Source organism: Pantoea sp. T14, from assembly GCF_036663535.1.
Classification (GTDB): domain Bacteria; phylum Pseudomonadota; class Gammaproteobacteria; order Enterobacterales; family Enterobacteriaceae; genus Pantoea; species Pantoea phytostimulans.
The window spans coordinates 158,531-177,325 of record NZ_JAWUEB010000026.1 but is presented as its reverse complement, the minus strand read 5'-3'; the positions used below and the strand labels follow the sequence as shown (position 1 = coordinate 177,325).

Genomic DNA, 18,795 nt, shown 5'->3' with positions numbered 1-18,795 from the left:
TGAGGGATGATGAAAATCAAGTATGGAGTAAGCGGGAAAAAAGGCGCGTCGCGCTGAAAAATATATCTGCGCGACACGTTAAAGGCAGGAAACTAGGATTGGGTTTCGCGCGGCACCATCACAATACCGCCTTGCTTACCGTAAGCGGAAAGCACGGATTTCTGACGTGAAGATTGACCGACCAGCGAGGCCAACTCATCCATGCGTATCTGCAACAGACGCTTCACTTCAGCTTCATTATCAAGGATATGACGTAAGACGGGGCGCAGCTGCTCCAGAACCTGAACAGAAGGCGCGGCGTCCTCTGTTGAACGCGCTAATTTCTGCACCGCGCTGACATAATCCATCTCTTTGCTAATCAACGCTTCCCATTCGCCGTCGGTTGCAAGGCGCAGCATCCCCTGGCTTAGCGTCAGTAAATGTTGGTAAGTCGTAATCAGATGCGGTGCAAGAGTCATTAAACGGCGTCCTGAATCAGGGTTTGAGGTTGCGCAACTTCTTTCCAGGCGTCGGCAATGTTGCGTAGCAGGCTTTCGACTTCTTCGATGGCTTCTACGTCATTGTGTAGATTGGCTTGTAACAGACGACGCACCATGTAGGTATAAAGACCCAGCAGGTTATCTGCAAGTTCATCACCGCTGTGATCGTCGAGGCCTTGTTTCAGTCCGCTTTCAATAATATTGATCGCTTTTGAGAGGGAAAGACCTTTTCCCTCAATGTTGCCGTCCTGTAAGAACAGGCGGGCACGCACCAGCGCGCTAAGCGCACCGTCGAAAAGCATCACAACCAGCTGATGCTGGCTGGCGCTCATCACGGCGCTTTCGACGCCGATTTTTGCATAGGCTTTTGTGCCATTTGCGCTGTACATGTTTACTCCTTATTACGATGAGCTGCTGCTGGAGCTTGTGGAAGTCGCAAACTGCTGAGTTAAGTAGTCGCTGGTGGTGTTCAGCGAACTCATGAGTACGTCTAACTGGGTAAACTGCGCTTTATAGCGCGCCACCAGATTATCGATACGCGTGCTCATGGTGTTGTACTGATCGGTCAGGTTATTCAGGGTCTTACTGACGCCGTCAGTCGCCGCCTGAATAATGCCGGTTGATGAGAGCCAGCCGGTCAAATTCGTCGCGATGGTGGTGGTGATACCGGTGGTTTTGCCGTCACCAACGATCATCTCTTTCACACCGTCCGGATCTGTACTCAGTGCGGTGTCCAGTTTGTCAGAGTCGAGTTCTAACTGGCCGCTGGTAGGATCGGTGGTGATGCCAATCTGCGCCATAGTTTTATAGGTCGATGAGCTTTGCGCATTGGTCAGCATGGTTTTTAACTGGGTCTGGATGGTACGCAGCGTACTGTCGCCCAGTAACGCACCGTTGCTGGAGTCTTGCGCATCAGCGCCGACATCAACTGCGGTGTATTTAGTTAATGTAGTGAATTGATCCAGCAAGGTATTGTAAGCATCGACCCAGCTGGTAATGGCGCTGTTCGCTTTTGACGTGTCTTTGGTGATCGTCAGCGTCTGGTTACCGGTTGTGGTGTCATTGAGGTTCAGCGTGATGCCTTCCAGGGCATCGCTGATTTCATTGCTGCTGCTTTCAATCGCCACGTTGTTCACGGTGAGCTTGGCGTTTTGCGCCGTCACACTTTCGGTCATCGCATTGGTGGTGGTTGAAGCGTCATAACCCACAACGGCTTGTAACGTATCGTCGCCCGTAACTTCAATTTTGCTGACGGCGTTGTCGCTGCCGGTTTCGCTGGAGGTCATTGATAAACGATAACTGCCGTCACCCACTTTGATAATCGTGGCGGTGACGCCTGCATCGGCACTGTTGATCGCATCGCGCATGCCGGTCAGTGAGGTTTGTTCGGCGGTTAGCGTGATGTTTTTACTGGTGCCATCGGTCAGCGTGATGGCCATTGTGCGGCTGGCAGCGCTGTCACCCAATGCAGTGGTGTTGCTGGTTTGCACCGCTGACGTCAGGGTTTGCGCCTGCGCCAGCTGCGTTACGCTGACGGTATACTTACCGGCCACGGTGCTACCTGATGTGGTGGCGCTAAATGCGCTGGAGCTACTGGTTGCCGAGGTGGCGGTAAACAGATCGGCATCATTCAGTTTGGTGTTGGCGGTTTGAAACGTCGTTAATGCACTTTTCAGCGTGCCGTAAGCACTCAACTTAGAGGTATACGCGGACTGTTGCGTGGTAATCGGCGTCAATGACGCTTTCTCTGCAGTGGTCAGACTATCCAGAATAGTACTTAAATCGAGGCCTGAACCGATACCTAAGGTAGAAATACTAGCCATGTTGTTTCCTTTATATGGTCGACACGGAGTTTGAATACCGGTGTTATCGGCTTTTATTAAGTAAAGTTTAAGGTTATTTACGCATCGCTAATAAACCGAATAGGACATATAGAGAAGGGTATTTCGGCGACTAGAAAAATGTTCAATTAACGCTAAAGAAGTTCTGAGGGTGGGCGATAAACATTAGCGTGACAGGAACCAGCAGAAAAAGTTGGCCTGGTCCTAAAAAAAATTCTAAAGGTTGTTCAAGGGCAGACGATAACAACATTGACGGCGTTGAAGCCGGCGGGTTGAAGCCCACACCTTAACCGAAAGACTTGATTAACAGGAAAATTTATCATGGCCCAAGTCATTAATACCAATAGCCTCTCGCTGATCACTCAGAACAACATCAACAAGAACCAGTCTGCTCTGTCTACTTCTATCGAGCGTCTGTCTTCAGGTTTACGTATCAACAGCGCTAAAGATGACGCTGCTGGTCAGGCAATTGCCAACCGTTTCACTTCTAACATCAACGGCCTGACTCAGGCTGCTCGTAACGCCAACGACGGTATCTCTGCTGCGCAGACTACTGAAGGCGCACTGTCAGAAATCAACAACAACTTACAGCGTGTACGTGAACTGACCGTACAGGCACAGAACGGCACCAACTCTGATTCTGACCTGTCTTCAATCCAGGACGAAATCAAATCACGTCTGGACGAAATTGACCGCGTTTCTGGTCAGACTCAGTTCAACGGCGTGAACGTACTGGCTAAAGACGGCAAAATGTCAATCCAGGTTGGCGCTAACGATGGTCAGACTATCGATATCGACCTGCAGAAAATCGACTCTTCAACTCTGGGCCTTAAAGGTTTCTCAGTTTCTAGTAATGCATTGAGCGTTGGTGCTGCAATCACTACCGTGCCTGGAGCTACTGCATCAGATGCTCCGATAGCAGTCAATTTTGGTGGCACCACCGCTACGGCTCAAGCGGATTTTGCTAAGCAGTTGGGCTTGTCTGATACGTCGGGTGTAACTCTTAATAACGTGCTTGATAAAGATGGAAATGCCACCAGCACCTATGTTGTTCAGGCTAATGGCAAATCGTATTCAGCTTCGCTTGAGAGCTCTAGCGGTACTGTTACCCTTAACACATCTACAGTTACTTATAATGACCCAGATAATGGTGTTACAGGTGCTGAGAAAACAGATTCTGTAATTGAAGTAGGAACGAATTCTGACGGTGAAGCAGTAGGCTTTGTCAGTGTGCAAGGTAAAAACTTCTTAGCGGGTACTGATGGCAAAGATGCTATCGAGAACAGCGGTACTGCCACTGCTACTGCTGAAGCCACTGCTGTGCAGCTTACTACAGAATATGATACTGATGGCGTAACAGTAAAAACTGCAGCTACAGATGAATTTGCCGGCGCAGCTAGTAATGATCCACTAGCTCTGCTTGATAAAGCTATTTCTCAAGTTGACAAATTCCGTTCAAGCCTGGGTGCGGTACAGAACCGTCTGGATTCTGCTATCACCAACCTGAACAACACCACCACTAACCTGTCTGAAGCACAGTCTCGTATTCAGGATGCTGACTACGCGACTGAAGTTTCAAACATGTCTAAAGCACAGATCGTTCAGCAGGCGGGTAACTCCGTGTTGGCGAAAGCTAACCAGGTTCCACAGCAGGTTCTGTCTCTGCTGCAGGGCTAATCGCTCTCTTGAAAGACGTAAAAACCTCGCTTCGGCGGGGTTTTTTTATTTATTGGGGATTATTCCTAAACGAAACCGTCCTGTTACAGATCCTTTTCGATCTGCCGATAACTCCTTTTACAACAACACAACGTTTGATCCTTTTTTCCGACTTCTGGAGTGTCTATGCGCTTCAATTATGACTTGTTACCGGGTGAGCTGCTGACCTTCGAAGAGATCGCCTTACGCTACTCCCAGCAATACCCTGATGATAAAGAGTTAACGGCACGCGCTTTACTCAGTCCCAGCACCAGCTTCCGCACGCTGAAAATTCGCGCGGTGTTTGCCCATGAAGAGAGCAACAGTCCACAAGAGGATTTGCTGTTCATCTCTAACGACAATGAGCGCAAAAACTATCTGCGCCGTTTTGAGCACTATTTAAAGCAGCAACTGCCGTTTCTCTATTTCCGCCGCAGCGAGCAGGGCAAAAAAGAGAATCTTTGGCAGGTGATGGGAGAGAGTCGGGTTTACGCGATGATCGATCCGCACTCCGCGGTGGCGCAAAATCTTCTGACCAGTCGTGGCTATAAGCTGGTGCTGATGCGCCAGGATGAAGAAGAGGAGTACTGGCAGCTGTTTAACCCGCAGGCCAATCCCTGTTTCCCGCAGTCGCGACGCATTCAGTTCATTGTGGTCCTCAGCACGCCGCAACATAAAGTGCCCACAGCGGTAATGCCTGGAACAGAAGTGGGGCGGCGCGTCAAAGCCAAAGTTCTGCAACGTGCCAGTCAGACAGAATTCACCGCCGCAGTTAAAGCGCGCTATGGTGCCTGCGTGATCACCGGCACGCGTCTTACCGATCGTCATAACTGGCCGTGGGTTGAAGCCTGTTATATCGATACGCGTGAAAACGAAGAGGGCTTTTTAGCCGACAACAGCGTGGATAACGGCTTGTTTTTACGCAGTGATTTGCAGCGTTTATTCATTAACCGATTGATTAATATTGATGGTGAATCGGGACGGATTTATTTTCATCCGGGTGAAGAAGCGCTTGAAAGTATAAGCCCGTTTTATCAGGCGCTGGAAGGGCAGACCTGTGCATTGTGGGATGCTGTGCCGTCGGGCACGCGGCAGCGCCTGCTCGCGCTGCGCTAATCTATTTCACAGGGGGCGTAATCGTCGCCTCCTGATATAACAAATTTGAAATAACCTCGATTTACCCCGCCTATTCACCCAATCAAAAACCCTACAGAATTGGATAATCATGCCGATAACTTCATTAACGCAGGGTAGTCAACGTGAACAATCTCTATACCGCCGATGGCGTGATGGATAAGCATTCGCTCTGGCAGCGTTACGTTCCTCTGGTGCGGCACGAAGCGCTGCGCCTTCAGGTGCGTCTGCCAGCCAGCGTTGAGCTTGACGATCTGCTGCAAGCAGGTGGCATTGGTCTGTTGAATGCCGTGGAGCGCTATGACGCGCTGCAGGGCACCGCCTTTACCACTTATGCAGTGCAGCGCATTCGTGGCTCAATGCTGGACGAGCTTCGCAGTCGGGACTGGGCACCACGTAGCGTTCGTCGTAACGCACGCGAGGTAGCCGGTGCCATGCATCAGGTAGAACAGACGTTGGGGCGTGCTGCTACCGAGCAGGAAGTGGCTCAACAGTTGAATGTTTCGATGGAGGAGTACCGGCAGATTCTGCTGGACACCAACAACAGCCAACTCTTTTCCTACGACGAGTATCGAGAAGAACACGGCGACAGTGCGGAGCTGGTGACGGAAGGCCACGAAGAGGCTAATCCGCTTCATCAGTTGTTAGAAGGGAGTCTGCGTGAGCGCGTCATTGAAGCGATCGAAGCGTTACCCGATCGCGAAAAGATGGTGCTGACACTGTACTACCAGGAAGAACTGAACCTGAAAGAGATTGGCGCGGTGCTTGATGTAGGGGAATCCCGAGTCAGCCAACTGCACAGTCAGGCGATCAAACGCCTGCGTGCCCGACTTACGGGAGCGCGCTAGCAGTATCAGTTCCTGGCGATTCAAAAATATAAGAAACCGGGGACTCAGCAATGGGAGCCAAAACCAAAGCCAGACCGTTAAGTCGTTATCTTAAAGACTATAAACACAGCCAAAGTCATTGTTCGCATTGTGGCAAGGTATTAGATCGTATGGCGCTCGTTTTTCGCGGTCAGATCATCAATAAAGAGGCCATCGCTCGGATGGACCAAATGATTGATGAACCACTGTGGCTGAAACTTCAGCCTGAACTGACCGCGTTATGTCGTTTTTGCAGCGACATTTTTTGTAATACCCATCCAAACTATTTCGACATTATGGCGTTTAAGCAATATTTGTTCGAACAGACCGAAATGAGCCCCAGCACCATACGTGAATACGTGGTGCGGCTACGTCGGCTGGACGACATGTTGAAAGCCAAAAATTTCCCTGCCGACAGACTGCAAGGTAATAGCTGGCATGAGTGTCTGGAACGTGATTTACCGGATGCGGGTAATAACAATTACCGCATTGCGTTGCGTAAGTACGACCAATTTTTGGGTTGGCAGCAAAACTGAGGGGCCATTCGCGGCTGAATGGATAGCACGCGAGCAATGAATAGTTGCTCGCGTGCAGCGCCTCGCAGATTTACGGATGATCCTTTCCTCATCTTCTGCAACACTGTAAAGATCATTGCGCAATGCCTTGGAGGCAGCCTTGTCTTTACAACTTATTCATCAATTTCCTCGTCTGGAACTGCTTGGCGCACCCACGCCGCTTGAGCATTTACCCCGACTTTCCGACTATCTTGCCCGCGATATCTTTATAAAACGTGACGATGTCACGCCAGTAGCAATGGGTGGCAACAAACTGCGTAAACTCGAATTCCTGGCCGCTGATGCGCTGCGTGAAGGGGCCGACGTGCTGCTGACTGCGGGCGCAATCCAGTCCAACCATGTGCGGCAAACCGCGGCTGTCGCCGCTCGGCTGGGTTTGAAATGCGTTGCCCTGCTTGAAAATCCGATTGGTACTGCCTCAGAAAACTACCTCAGCAACGGGAACCGCTTGCTGCTTGACCTGATGGATGCCGAAATCGTCATGGTTGATGCCTTGTATAATCCTCATGAACAACTCGCTGAACACGCCACCCGGCTTGAAGCGCAGGGTTTCCGTCCGTATGTGGTGCCGGTGGGCGGCTCGAATACGCTTGGCGCGTTGGGTTATGTTGAATGCGCACAGGAGATTGCGCACCAAAGCGAAGGTGTGGTGGATTTCGCCGCTGTGGTGGTGGCATCAGGCAGCGCCGGAACCCACGCGGGTTTAGCGGTGGGTCTGGAGCACTTGATGCCAGAAACTGAGTTGGTTGGCATAACGGTTTCACGCACAGTAGAAGCGCAGCTGCCAGTGGTCGAGCGCATTCGTCAGCCGCTGGCAACACAATTAGCGCTAACCGCCAACGCGCCCATCACGCTCTGGGATGATTACTTTGCACCCCGCTACGGCGAGCCGAACGAAGAGGGCATGGCAGCGGTAAAACTGCTGGCGCGCCTTGAAGGTATCCTGCTCGATCCGGTTTACACCGGCAAAGCAATGGCGGGATTGCTGGATGGCATCAGTCAAAATCGCTTCCGCCGCGAAGGCCCGCTGCTGTTTATTCATACGGGCGGCGCACCGGCGTTATTTGCTTATCACCCTTCAGTCTGATACAGCAGGAAAAATCCAGTTTATAATCTAAAACTTACTCAGTAAGGCTCGGCAGCAAACGCTGCCGCACAACACACATCACATACTAATAAATTGGGGTGAATATGGTTTTTTCTCGTGTACGTCGCCAACTGGCGCTGGGCGTTATGGCGATGGCGCTGGTCGCCGGCGTTAACGTTAACACTTTTGCGGCAGAAAATTTGCTGAATAAAGTGAAAGATCGCGGCACGTTACTGGTTGGCCTTGAAGGAACGTATCCGCCGTTCAGCTTCCAGGATGAAAGCGGCAAGCTGACCGGTTTTGAAGTGGAGTTCGCCGAGCAGCTGGCGCAGCACCTTGGCGTGAAGGCCAGCCTGAAACCGACCAAATGGGACGGCATGTTGGCTTCGCTGGATTCTAAGCGTATCGACGTGGTCATCAATCAGGTCACCATCTCTGATGACCGTAAGAAGAAGTATGACTTCTCCACGCCTTACACTGTTTCTGGTGTCCAGGCGCTGACCATGAAAGCCAAAGCGGGCACCATCACTAAGCCTGAAGATTTGTCCGGTAAGAAAGTGGGTGTCGGCTTAGGTTCTAACTACGAGCAGTGGCTGCGAGATAACGTTAAAAACGTGGATATTCGTACCTACGATGATGACCCAACCAAATATCAGGATCTGCGCTCAGGCCGTCTTGATGCGATCTTGGTTGATCGTCTGGCTGCGTTGGATCTGGTGAAAAAGACCGGCAACACCATGGCCGTGGCGGGCAATGCGTTTTCACGTCTGGAATCGGGTGTAGCGCTGCGTAAAGGCGATGATGATCTGCTGAAAGCGATTAATCAGGCGATTGCCGATATGCAGAAAGATGGCTCACTCAGCAAGCTGTCCGAAAAATGGTTCGGCGCGGACGTGACTAAATAATGCAGGAAAGCTTACAACTGGTGCTGGATTCAGCACCCTTTTTATTAAAGGGCGCGCTGTTCACGCTGCAACTCAGCATTGGCGGGATGTTTTTCGGCCTGGTGCTGGGTTTCATCCTTGCGCTGATGCGCCTGTCGCACTTGTGGCCGATAAGCTGGCTCTCCCGCATCTATGTGTCGATCTTCCGTGGCACGCCGCTGATCGCGCAACTGTTTATGATTTATTACGGTTTGCCGCAGTTCGGCATTGAGCTGGATCCGATCCCGTCGGCGATGATTGGCTTGTCGCTTAATACGGCGGCGTATGCGTCAGAATCATTGCGTGGCGCAATCTCTGCGATTGAACGTGGCCAATGGGAAGCGGCCGCCAGTATCGGTATGACGCGTTGGCAAACGCTGCGTCGCGTTATTCTGCCTCAGGCTGCGCGTACGGCATTGCCGCCGTTAGGTAACAGTTTTATCAGCCTGGTAAAAGACACGTCGCTGGCGGCAACCATTCAGGTGCCGGAACTGTTCCGTCAGGCGCAGTTGATCACCTCGCGGACGTTGGAAGTGTTCACCATGTATCTGGCAGCATCATTGATCTATTGGGTGATGGCGACGCTGTTGTCTATGTTGCAAAACCGTCTGGAAGATCACGTTAACCGTCAGGATCGGGAGTCGAAATGAGTGCCATTGAAGTGCGTAAACTGGTCAAAACCTTCAACGGCCAAACGGTGCTGCACGGCATTGATCTTGACGTTGCCTCTGGTGAAGTGGTGGCGATTATTGGGCCGAGTGGCTCAGGAAAAACTACCTTACTTCGCAGCATAAACCTGTTAGAAGTTCCAGACAGCGGTCGCATCAAAGTGGGTGACATCACCATTGAAGCCGCGCTGGCGCAGAGTAAACAGAAAGAGCAGGTTCGTCGTTTACGTCAGCAGGTGGGCTTTGTCTTTCAAAGCTTCAACCTTTTTCCTCACCGTTCGGTACTGGAAAACATCATCGAAGGTCCGGTGATCGTAAAAGGTGAACCGAAAGCAGAAGCGATAGCCCGAGCGCGTTCACTGCTGGAAAAAGTGGGATTGCAGGGCAAAGAGGAGAGTTTTCCTCGTCGTCTTTCGGGCGGGCAGCAGCAGCGTGTGGCAATCGCCCGTGCGCTCGCGATGCGCCCGGAAGTTATCTTGTTTGATGAACCGACCTCTGCGTTGGATCCCGAGCTGGTTGGCGAGGTGTTGAACACTATACGGGCGCTGGCAGAAGAGAAGCGCACCATGGTGATCGTCACACATGAAATGAGCTTTGCCCGCGACGTAGCCGATCGCGCTATCTTCATGGACCAGGGCCGCATCGTTGAACAAGGTGACGCGAAGGCGTTGTTTAGCAATCCGCAGCAATCACGTACCCGCCAATTCCTCGAAAAGTTCCTGAATCAGTAATTATCTCGCCTTCCGCCAGGAAGGCGCATTACTGCTGTTAACTATTTCATCCAGGTATTATCTGAAAATAACGCAGAGATATGAGTGTAACTTCCTGAATTAGACCTTAATTCGGACAAACCTTGCCCGCTTAAACCCTGAAATTTTCCTTTTGGGATTCCACCTCATTGTGACTTTTTTTATAAATCTAAATAATTCTTTACAAATACATGGCATCAGGACATCACAATGAGTACGCCAGCGAAGAAAGAAGTTTTTTGGATTAACACCTTGAAAGGGGGGTGTATTTTGCTGGTGGTGTTACACCACACCATCATCACGACCTTTGCGCCCTCACTGCATTATCTGACTGCAGGCATTGCGCCGGCTGAATGGTGGGTCGCCTTTAATAAGTATCTCTCACCTTTACGAATGCCAGCCTTTTTCTTCGTTTCTGGTTTACTGGCCTGCAGCTCCATCGTCAAAAAAAGCTGGCAGGACGTTTTTACAAAAAAATTCAGCAATATCGTTTATCTTTACCTGTTATGGGGCGTGATTCAGTGGCTCTCTATTCACTACATCGCGACACATCTGGGTGAAAAGCTTTCGGGTACCAAGAATGCGGCTTACGCCGATACGCCGCTGGAGTTTGTGAAGCTGCTGATGCTGTCAATGACCAGCTTATGGTATCTCTACGCGCTGGCAGGTTTTTTCCTTGCTACCAAGCTGTTCCACAAACAAAAGATCGCCCTGGTGGTGTTGGCATTAGTGGCGAACTATGCGGCCCAATTCAATCTCATCCCCGGATGGGGCCCGGCCAGCGTGGCACAGAACTATCTCTATTTTCTGCTCGGCGTTTTCTTTAGCCAGGCGCTGGTTGAGTTAAGCAAGCTGGAAGGCCGCCACTGGGTGTGGTTAGCCGCGATCGCGCTAGTCGGCATTGCACATCATGCAGTCGGCCATTATAAAAATCCGTTCTATAGCTTACTGACCATCGTATTTGGCATTGTGCTGTGCCGCTTCCTCAATGAGCGCTTTAACATGGCATGGCTGAACTGGATTGGCCGCAACACGCTGCAAATCTATGTTTTGCACCGTATCTTCATTGAACTGCTGGGCCTGAGCGCGCTGACGCTGGCATTACATTATGGTTGGTTTGGCACGGCAGCCTTCAGTTGGACGTGGGCGTTAGTGATGCCAGTGTGCGGTGTCACGCTATGCGTGCTGATCTCTTTAGCGGTATGGTCAATACTTAATCGTGGTCCGGGACGCATGCTGTTTGTGTATCCGCGTTTACTGCGACAGCCCGTTAAACCTGAAGAGGTGCCTGGCGAACGTTAATCCCGATAAGGCCAGATATTCTGGCCTTTTTTATTTTATTCCTACACGTAATCCTACCCATTTAATTTTGCATAGCATATGTTTTATATTCTCGTTAAACATTTTGACGCATCTGACAAATCTTTTCTACTCGCCCACTTTATTCTGGTTTAATTGCCCTTAGGTTTCTCTCATTTAAATATGCTGCAGGCCATAATAGTCGAATTCATTTTCACTTCTTAGTGTTTAAAATTAAGCAGGATTATTTATGCGCAGCTAATGTAAAGAAACATGAGATAGCGTAAATAACTGTTTGTAACAGGGCCACTCCAAGACTTTTAAGAGTTTCGCTACATTCACCCATCCTTCATTGGCGAATAATCACCTAATAATTCTAAAAACCTAGTGCAATACCTCGCATTGTTTATTCAGCATTCTGTACCACACAGCAGGAGTCAATAAATGAACAACACCAAGTCAGATGAAATATTGTGGGTGAATACCCTAAAAGGCGCCTGTATTCTGTTGGTCGTGCTGTATCACACAGTATTGCCTGGGTTTGAAAGCACGCTGAAATATCTCTCTGCGGGATGGATTCCTGCTGAAATATGGGTGCAGTTTAATACTGTTTTGTCGCCGTTACGAATGCCAGCTTTTTTCTTTGTTTCTGGTTTATTGGCGACGAATGGAATTATGAAGCGGCCATGGAAACAGGTATTCACCAGCCGAATTACTAATCTATTCTACCTTTATATATTATGGGGATTCATTCAATGGTGGTCGATTGTTGGCATATCCACTGAAATTACCGGTCAACGTATTTCTCAAAACTTAAACGCTGCTTATGCAGGTTCTTTATTTGAATTTCTAAAATTAACCTTTATGGCCATGAGTACTTCCTGGTATTTGTACGGATTGGCGATATATTTCCTGTGTGCGAAGATGTTTCGCCAATATAAGTTGGCGCTGTTTATCGCGGCGGTGGTCCTTAACTATCTTGCTGTCGAGAAAATCATTCCGTATTGGGGACCGCAAAGCGTTGCGCAATATTTTCTGTTCTTTTTATTGGGCGCTTTTTGCAGCAGCACCATGTTGCGTCTCAGCGAATGGCGTCGTGAGAACTTCATGCCTTGGGCAATCTTGGCGGCGCTGGCGGGTATCCATGTGATTTTTGGACTCGATAAAAGTCTGTTTACCTGCATTATCGCGGTGTTGTTTAGTGTGGCCGCCTGTCGCTGGCTAAACCAGCATTTCAGTATGTCTTACATGAACTGGATTGGACGCAACACGCTACAAATTTATGTGATACATCGCATCTTCATTGAGTTCTTTGGCATGTCGGCGATTTTGTTTGCCCAACGTCACCATCTGTTTGAACAGGCCTGGTTTTCGTTTATATGGGCGTGCTTCTACCCGTTGGCTATCGTGGCCCTTTGTTCACTCTGTTCGGTTGCTGTGTGGTCGCTCACCAACCGTGGATTGGGGCAATCGCTGTTTATTTTCCCAACGTTGATTGGGATGAAGCGGAACCGCAGTCCGTCGGTGTAGCGGAGGGAGGGTGCCCAATGTGGGCACTTTCACGCTTGCAGCGGGCTAAGGTCAGTGCACGGAGTGCGGATTTTGCTTGCAGCGGGCTGTGCAGGTGCCTCACTTCGTGAAGAGGGCTCACTTCGTGAAGAGGGCTCACTCCGTGAAGATTCCGCCCGCCAGGCGCTGGGCAGTTTCATCTGCTCCGGGCAGGCGGACGTGTTAAGGGGCCTAAGCCAGCCCCTTAACAATCCCGGCGTCCGGCAGACTCTGCGCCACGCTTCGCGCGGTTCCCTCGTCACTCACCCGGCCTGACGGACCGGCTGGACTCGCCGTCCTGGCTCGACCCAGCCTCTTCGCGGCATCCCTGCCGCTCGCCCTGGCCTCCGCTCTTTCCTCAGCGCACCGTATGCCTCCGGCACCCCACCGCCTGCCACTTTCTTTTCTTTCTTACATACATCCTCGTCTGAAACCCCGATGCTTCAAAAATAATCTCAAATCTCAAATCTCAAATCTCAAATCTCAAATCTCAAATCTCAAATCTCAAATCTCAAATCTCAAATCTCAAAACTCAGTTCATAAAGTTAAAGCCCACAGACAGGGCTGTAGAAATTCAGTAACCGAAGACGCGAGAAGGCGGGATGGGTTTATGAGATTCACAGCAGTGCAAAACATAAAAGAAACGGTGCCGCTGCTGCCGCGGGATCTGCCAGAGGCCATTTCACTCGCCGAGAGAATGAGGGATTTCAGGACGAGCGGCAGGGATGCCGCGATGAGGACGGCGTGAGCCAGGGATGGCGAATCCGTCCGGTCCGTCAGAAATCGTGAAAAAACGAGGGAACCGCGAAGCGGCGAGGGGGCTGGCCGGAAGCGCGGGTCAAGGGTTGCCGCTCAGCAACCCTTGTCGGTCGCCCGCAGGGAGGAAATGAAACTGCCCGGTTGGCGGGCGAACGAAAAAGCCACCGCGCCCGGTTCGGCGCTTTGAACTCAGGCGCCGGTTCGCGCCCCGAACTTCGTGAAGATGCCTCACTTCGTGAAGATTCCGCCCGCCAGGCGCTGGGCAGTTTCATCTGCTCCGGGCAGGCGGACGTGTTAAGGGGCTTACGCCAGCCCCTTAACAATCCCGGCGTCCGGCAGACTCTGCGCCACGCTTCGCGCGGTTCCCTCGTCACTCACCCGGCCTGACGGACCGGCTGGACTCGCCGTCCTGGCTCGACCCAGCCTCTTCGCGGCATCCCTGCCGCTCGCCCTGGCCTCCGCTCTTTCCTCAGCGCGCCGTATGCCTCCGGCACCCCACCGCCTGCCACTTTCTTTTCTTTCTTATATACATCCTCGTCTGAAACTTTGATGCCTCAAAGCTCAAAGCTCAAAGCTCAAAGCTCAAAGCTCAAATCTCAAATCTCAAATCTCAAAGCTCAAATCTCAAAACTCAGTTCATAAAGTTAAAGCCTACAGACAGGTCTGTAGAAACTCAGTAACCGAAGACGCGAGAAGGAGGAATGGGTTTGTGAGATTCACAGCAGTGCTAAACATAAAAGAAACGGTGCCGCTGTTGCCGCGGGGTTTGCCAGAGGCCATTTCACTCGCCGAGAGAGTGAGGGATTTCAGGACGAGCGGCAGGGATGCCGCGAAGAGGACGGGGTGAGCCAGGATGGCGAATCCGTCCGGTCCGTCAGAAATCGTGAAAAAACGAGGGGACCGCGAAGCGGCGAGGGGGCTGGCCGGAAGCGCGGGTCAAGGGTTGCCGCTCAGCAACCCTTGTCGGTCGCCCGCAAGGAGGAAATGAAACTGCCCGGTTGGCGGGCGAACGAAAAAGCCACCGCGCCCGGTTCGGCGCTTTGAACTCAGGCGCCGGTTCGCGCCCCGAACTTAAGCGCCCGGTTCGGCGCTTTGAACTCAAGCGCCGGTTCGCGCCCCGAACCCAAGCGCCCGGTTCGCGCCCCGAACCTCCATCCTTACCCGATGGTCATCAGACTGGCATTCCCACCTGCGGCAGCAGTATTCACACTCAGTGAGCGCTCAATCAGCAACCGCTCCAGCAGCAAATTAGTTTCACCACGCGCAAAGCCCTGTACCGAAACAATCGCGCCGTTGCGCGCAGCAATCTGTTCGCAGAGCGTGCGGAGCTGATCGGCATCTCCATGATAAATCACCGCATCAAACGCTTCCGCCAGCGGATCTTTCGCCAGGCTAACGCGGGCTTTCACTGCGGCAGGCAGGCTTGCCAGCAAGGTGCGATGTAATTCGTCATCCGGCCACACCGCTGTGCTGCCGACGCTGGTTACCGCAGCCAGCTGAGTTAACGCATCCTGCTGGTTATCGGCCAGACACAACACGCTGTCGCGCGGTAACAGTGAGAAGGTGTTGCGCTCGCCGGTTGGGCCAGGCAGCAGACGTACCGTTCCGGCCTGCGCCAGATCGGCATACTGTTGACACAGCATCGCCAACTCCGGCTTCTCTTTTGCCCACTCGCTCAGCGCCTTATGCGGTTCCAGCAGCGCCTGACGCAGCGTGCTGTCTGCCGGGCGTTCAGCGTCCTGACGATCAAAGGTCAGACGCAGCGCGCCATCCGGGCGGTGAGAGAGCAAGCGATAGAGGTAAAGCGGGCCACCCGCTTTCGGGCCGGTTCCAGACAAGCCTTCGCCGCCAAAGGGCTGCACGCCCACCACCGCACCCACCATGTTGCGGTTAACGTAAAGGTTGCCGACTTTGGCATTGGCCGTCACCTGCGCGATGGTTTCATCGATGCGCGTGTGGACGCCTAGCGTCAGCCCGTAACCAGAAGCGTTAATGTGATCGACCAGTTTAGGTAAATCGTTGCGTGTGAAGCGCACCACATGCAGCACCGGACCAAAAACTTCTTTATCCAGATCACTGACCTGATCCAGTTCAATCAGCGTTGGTTTGATAAAGGTGCCGGTTGCCCACTCTTTGCTGTCCTGCGGGTTTTCCTGCACGGCCTGATACACGGTGAAGCCTTTATTACGCATCGCCTGAATGTGACGCTCAATGTTCTCTTTCGCTTCGGCATCAATCACCGGACCGATATCGGTTGAGAGGCGCTCAGGATTGCCCATACGACATTCTGCCATCGCACCGCGCAACATTTTGAGGGTGTGATCGGCAACATCGGCCTGGATACAGAGCAAACGCAAGGCAGAACAGCGTTGACCGGCGCTGTCAAAGGCCGATGCCACGATATCCGTCACCACTTGTTCAGTCAGCGCCGAGGAGTCGACGATCATTGCATTCATGCCGCCGGTTTCTGCAATCAGTGGGGTAGGACGGCCTTGAGGATCAAGGCGACCCGCCAGATTACGCTGCAGCAGCGTGGCGACAGCGGTTGAACCGGTAAACATCACGCCACGTACGCGCTCATCGCCGGTCAGCTGTGCGCCAACAGTTTCACCCTGGCCGGGCAAAAGCTGCAACACGCCAGCTGGAACGCCTGCATCCAGCAGAATCTGCACCGCCTGTGCGGCAATTAATGGCGTTTGCTCAGCCGGTTTAGCCAGCACGCTGTTACCCGCCGCTAACGCAGCAGCAATCTGGCCGGTAAAAATCGCTAATGGGAAGTTCCACGGGCTAATACAGACCACCGGGCCTAATGGACGATGCGTTTCGTTGTCGAAATCATCGCGCACCATGCCCGCATAGTAATAGAGGAAATCGACCGCTTCGCGCACTTCTGCAATGGCATTGTTGTAGGTTTTACCCGCTTCACGCACCAGGATGCCGAGCAGCTGTTGCATCTGGCTTTCCATGATCTCTGCAGCGCGTTCCAAAATGGCGGCACGCTCTTCCGGTGGCGTTGCGAACCAGATCGGACCCGCATTCACGGAGGCATCCAGTGCTTGCGACACTTCCTGCTCGCTGGCTTCACGTACGTGGCCCACAACATCATTTGGCGTGGCAGGGTTAATGACGGCACGGGTTTCACCCGCGATCAGTTCGCCATCAATAATCGGCTGTGCCACAGTGGGATGTGCCGCGCTGCTGAGCAGGGCGCTGGACAACGACGCAAGGCGATGCTCGTTGGCCATATCCAAACCGGCAGAGTTCACACGGTATTTGCCATAAAGCTCACGTGGCAATGGAATCTTCGGATGCGGCAGGCCAATAGCCCCTTCGCTGGCACCCATTTTTTCCACTGCGCTGACCGGATCGGCTACCAGCTCATCAATTGGTAACGACGTGTCAGCGATGCGGTTAACGAATGAGGTATTGGCGCCGTTTTCCAACAGACGACGCACCAGGTAAGCCAGCAGTGTTTCATGCGTACCTACCGGCGCATAAATGCGGCAAGGTCGATTCAGTTTGCCATCCGCAACTTTGCCCACCACCTGCTCGTAGAGCGGTTCGCCCATGCCGTGCAGGCACTGGAATTCATACTGGCCTGGATAATAGTTATTGCCCGCCAGCTGGTAAATGGCCGCCAACGTATGCGCATTGTGGGTCGCAAACTGCGGATAAATCAGGTTCGGCACCGACAATAATTTGCGGGCGCAGGCCAGATAAGAGATGTCGGTATACACCTTGCGGGTATAAACCGGATAACCTTCCAGGCCTTCCATTTGGGCACGTTTGATTTCGCTGTCCCAATAGGCGCCTTTTACCAGACGGATCATCAGGCGACGGCGACTGCGTTGCGCCAGATCGATCAATTCATCAATCACAAACGGGCAGCGCTTCATGTAAGCCTGAATCACAAAGCCGATACCGTTCCAGCCTTCCAGTTCTGGCTCGAAGCAGAGTTTTTCCAGCAGATCCAGCGACAGCTCCAGACGATCGGCTTCTTCTGCGTCAATGTTAATACCGATGTCATAAGAGCGCGCCAGCAGCGTCAGCGATTTCAGAATCGGATAAAGCTCTTCCATTACGCGTTCATATTGCGCGCGGCTATAGCGTGGATGCAGCGCAGAAAGCTTGATCGAAATGCCAGGGCCTTCATAGATGCCGCGCCCGTTTGAGGCTTTGCCAATCGCGTGAATCGCCTGTTGATAAGAGACCAAATAGGCTTTGGCGTCGCTGGCGGTCAGCGCGGCTTCACCCAGCATGTCGTAGGAGTAGCGGAAACCCTTCTCTTCCAGCTTGCGGGCATTCGCCAACGCTTCAGCAATGGTTTCGCCCGTAACGAATTGCTCACCCATCAAGCGCATCGCCATGTCTACGCCTTTACGAATCAGCGGTTCGCCGCTTTTCCCGATAATACGGTTAAGCGAATGCGAAAGATTCGCTTCGTTATGGGTAGAGACCAAACGACCGGTAAACAATAAACCCCAGGTTGCCGCGTTGACGAACAGGGAAGGGCTGCGGCCAAGATGCGATTGCCAATTGCCGTTGCTGATTTTGTCGCGGATTAACGCATCGCGGGTAGGCTTGTCAGGAATACGCAACAGCGCTTCCGCTAAACACATTAGCGCAACACCTTCCTGAGAAGAGAGAGAGAACTCCTGCAACAGGCTTTGCACCATCCCAGCGCGCCCAGTTGCCCCTTTTTGGTGCCGGAGCTTGTCAGCCAGCTTGTAGGCTAACTGATGGGTTTTTTCTGCCAGTGGAGCAGGAAGACGCGCCTGTTCCAACATCATCGGTACCGCATCCGTTTCTGGTCGACGCCAGGCGGCAGTCACCGTAGAGCGCGTAACCGACTGCGGCAGAATCTGCTCAGCGAAGTCAAGGAACGGTTGATGGGACTCGTCTGGCGCGGCTTCATCACCTTCTGCCGCGGCCAATGCCGACAGCGGAATTTCCGGCAGTGAAGTGCCCGTTTCAAGCTGGCCAAGATAGTTAAAAATCGCTTGCTTGATCAGCCAGTGCGGCGTGCGATCGATGCGTTGTGCGGCCAGTTTAATGCGCTCGCGAGTCGCATCATCCAGTTTTACACCCATGGTGGTTGTACCCATGACTCCAGTGCTCCTTAAAAGTGGTTCGGTACGGCGTGGCCAGCACTATCACTCATGTTGCAACTTT

14 protein-coding genes are annotated in these 18,795 nt (G+C 52.3%); 10 read left to right on the top strand and 4 right to left on the bottom strand.

Annotated elements, in window-relative coordinates; translation table 11 throughout:
• Window positions 1-92: 92 nt before the first annotated feature.
• From fliT to fliD, 3 genes are read right to left on the bottom strand one after another with little or no spacing between them, the layout of a single operon-like run.
• Window positions 93-458, bottom strand: a complete 366-nt coding sequence (gene fliT, locus SC127_RS15945) for a flagella biosynthesis regulatory protein FliT (protein ID WP_243077688.1) — start codon at window positions 456-458, stop codon at window positions 93-95.
• Entirely contained in the window at window positions 458-868 is a 411-nt protein-coding gene (gene fliS / locus SC127_RS15940; protein ID WP_243077689.1) for a flagellar export chaperone FliS, read from the bottom strand. Before fliS ends, fliT begins: the two co-directional genes overlap by 1 nt.
• 12 nt (window positions 869-880) lie before the next feature.
• On the bottom strand, window positions 881-2,302 hold the full coding sequence (gene fliD, locus SC127_RS15935; RefSeq protein ID WP_332627111.1) for a flagellar filament capping protein FliD: 1,422 nt from the start codon (window positions 2,300-2,302) through the stop codon (window positions 881-883).
• A gap of 339 nt (window positions 2,303-2,641) precedes the next feature.
• Here fliD and SC127_RS15930 point away from each other — a divergent pair, with 339 nt between their 5' ends.
• The 10 genes from SC127_RS15930 (at window position 2,642) to SC127_RS15885 (ending at window position 12,846) form a co-directional block, all read left to right on the top strand.
• Window positions 2,642-3,997 (top strand): FliC/FljB family flagellin, encoded by a 1,356-nt coding sequence (locus tag SC127_RS15930; RefSeq protein ID WP_332627110.1) that lies wholly within the window; start codon window positions 2,642-2,644, stop codon window positions 3,995-3,997.
• A 165-nt stretch (window positions 3,998-4,162) separates the two neighbouring features.
• The gene (locus tag SC127_RS15925; RefSeq protein ID WP_215846556.1) at window positions 4,163-5,131 is read left to right on the top strand and encodes an HNH endonuclease signature motif containing protein; all 969 of its coding nucleotides are present in this window, start codon (window positions 4,163-4,165) and stop codon (window positions 5,129-5,131) included.
• A gap of 143 nt (window positions 5,132-5,274) precedes the next feature.
• Window positions 5,275-5,997, top strand: a complete 723-nt coding sequence (locus SC127_RS15920; protein ID WP_215846557.1) for an RNA polymerase sigma factor FliA — start codon at window positions 5,275-5,277, stop codon at window positions 5,995-5,997.
• A 50-nt stretch (window positions 5,998-6,047) separates the two neighbouring features.
• On the top strand, window positions 6,048-6,551 hold the full coding sequence (fliZ, locus tag SC127_RS15915; RefSeq protein WP_215846558.1) for a flagella biosynthesis regulatory protein FliZ: 504 nt from the start codon (window positions 6,048-6,050) through the stop codon (window positions 6,549-6,551).
• A 139-nt stretch (window positions 6,552-6,690) separates the two neighbouring features.
• On the top strand, window positions 6,691-7,677 hold the full coding sequence (locus SC127_RS15910) for a D-cysteine desulfhydrase (protein ID WP_332627109.1): 987 nt from the start codon (window positions 6,691-6,693) through the stop codon (window positions 7,675-7,677).
• A 104-nt stretch (window positions 7,678-7,781) separates the two neighbouring features.
• Entirely contained in the window at window positions 7,782-8,582 is an 801-nt protein-coding gene (gene tcyJ / locus SC127_RS15905; protein ID WP_215846560.1) for a cystine ABC transporter substrate-binding protein, read from the top strand.
• Window positions 8,582-9,250, top strand: a complete 669-nt coding sequence (tcyL, locus tag SC127_RS15900; protein ID WP_215846561.1) for a cystine ABC transporter permease — start codon at window positions 8,582-8,584, stop codon at window positions 9,248-9,250. The genes tcyJ and tcyL overlap by 1 nt, the downstream gene beginning before the upstream one ends.
• Window positions 9,247-9,999 carry an L-cystine ABC transporter ATP-binding protein TcyN gene (gene tcyN, locus SC127_RS15895; protein ID WP_243077692.1) on the top strand — a complete coding sequence of 251 codons (753 nt, stop codon included), beginning with the start codon at window positions 9,247-9,249 and terminating at the stop codon, window positions 9,997-9,999. Before tcyL ends, tcyN begins: the two co-directional genes overlap by 4 nt.
• A 228-nt stretch (window positions 10,000-10,227) precedes the next feature.
• Window positions 10,228-11,319, top strand: a complete 1,092-nt coding sequence (locus SC127_RS15890; RefSeq protein ID WP_332627108.1) for an acyltransferase family protein — start codon at window positions 10,228-10,230, stop codon at window positions 11,317-11,319.
• A 441-nt stretch (window positions 11,320-11,760) separates the two neighbouring features.
• Complete coding sequence (locus SC127_RS15885; protein WP_215846563.1) at window positions 11,761-12,846, top strand: acyltransferase family protein; 1,086 nt, start codon at window positions 11,761-11,763, stop codon at window positions 12,844-12,846.
• A 1,934-nt stretch (window positions 12,847-14,780) separates the two neighbouring features.
• Here SC127_RS15885 and putA read toward each other — a convergent pair.
• Window positions 14,781-18,728: a trifunctional transcriptional regulator/proline dehydrogenase/L-glutamate gamma-semialdehyde dehydrogenase gene (gene putA / locus SC127_RS15880; RefSeq protein ID WP_332627107.1), complete on the bottom strand. Its 3,948-nt coding sequence runs from the start codon at window positions 18,726-18,728 to the stop codon at window positions 14,781-14,783.
• Window positions 18,729-18,795: the final 67 nt, after the last annotated feature.

Coding starts and splice junctions, on each gene's coding strand:
- fliT (WP_243077688.1), bottom strand. CDS start 458: ATGACTCTTGCACCGCATCTGATTACGACTTACCAACATTTACTGACG.
- fliS (WP_243077689.1), bottom strand. CDS start 868: ATGTACAGCGCAAATGGCACAAAAGCCTATGCAAAAATCGGCGTCGAA.
- fliD (WP_332627111.1), bottom strand. CDS start 2,302: ATGGCTAGTATTTCTACCTTAGGTATCGGTTCAGGCCTCGATTTAAGT.
- SC127_RS15930 (WP_332627110.1), top strand. CDS start 2,642: ATGGCCCAAGTCATTAATACCAATAGCCTCTCGCTGATCACTCAGAAC.
- SC127_RS15925 (WP_215846556.1), top strand. CDS start 4,163: ATGCGCTTCAATTATGACTTGTTACCGGGTGAGCTGCTGACCTTCGAA.
- fliZ (WP_215846558.1), top strand. CDS start 6,048: ATGGGAGCCAAAACCAAAGCCAGACCGTTAAGTCGTTATCTTAAAGAC.
- tcyJ (WP_215846560.1), top strand. CDS start 7,782: ATGGTTTTTTCTCGTGTACGTCGCCAACTGGCGCTGGGCGTTATGGCG.
- tcyL (WP_215846561.1), top strand. CDS start 8,582: ATGCAGGAAAGCTTACAACTGGTGCTGGATTCAGCACCCTTTTTATTA.
- tcyN (WP_243077692.1), top strand. CDS start 9,247: ATGAGTGCCATTGAAGTGCGTAAACTGGTCAAAACCTTCAACGGCCAA.
- SC127_RS15890 (WP_332627108.1), top strand. CDS start 10,228: ATGAGTACGCCAGCGAAGAAAGAAGTTTTTTGGATTAACACCTTGAAA.
- SC127_RS15885 (WP_215846563.1), top strand. CDS start 11,761: ATGAACAACACCAAGTCAGATGAAATATTGTGGGTGAATACCCTAAAA.
- putA (WP_332627107.1), bottom strand. CDS start 18,728: ATGGGTACAACCACCATGGGTGTAAAACTGGATGATGCGACTCGCGAG.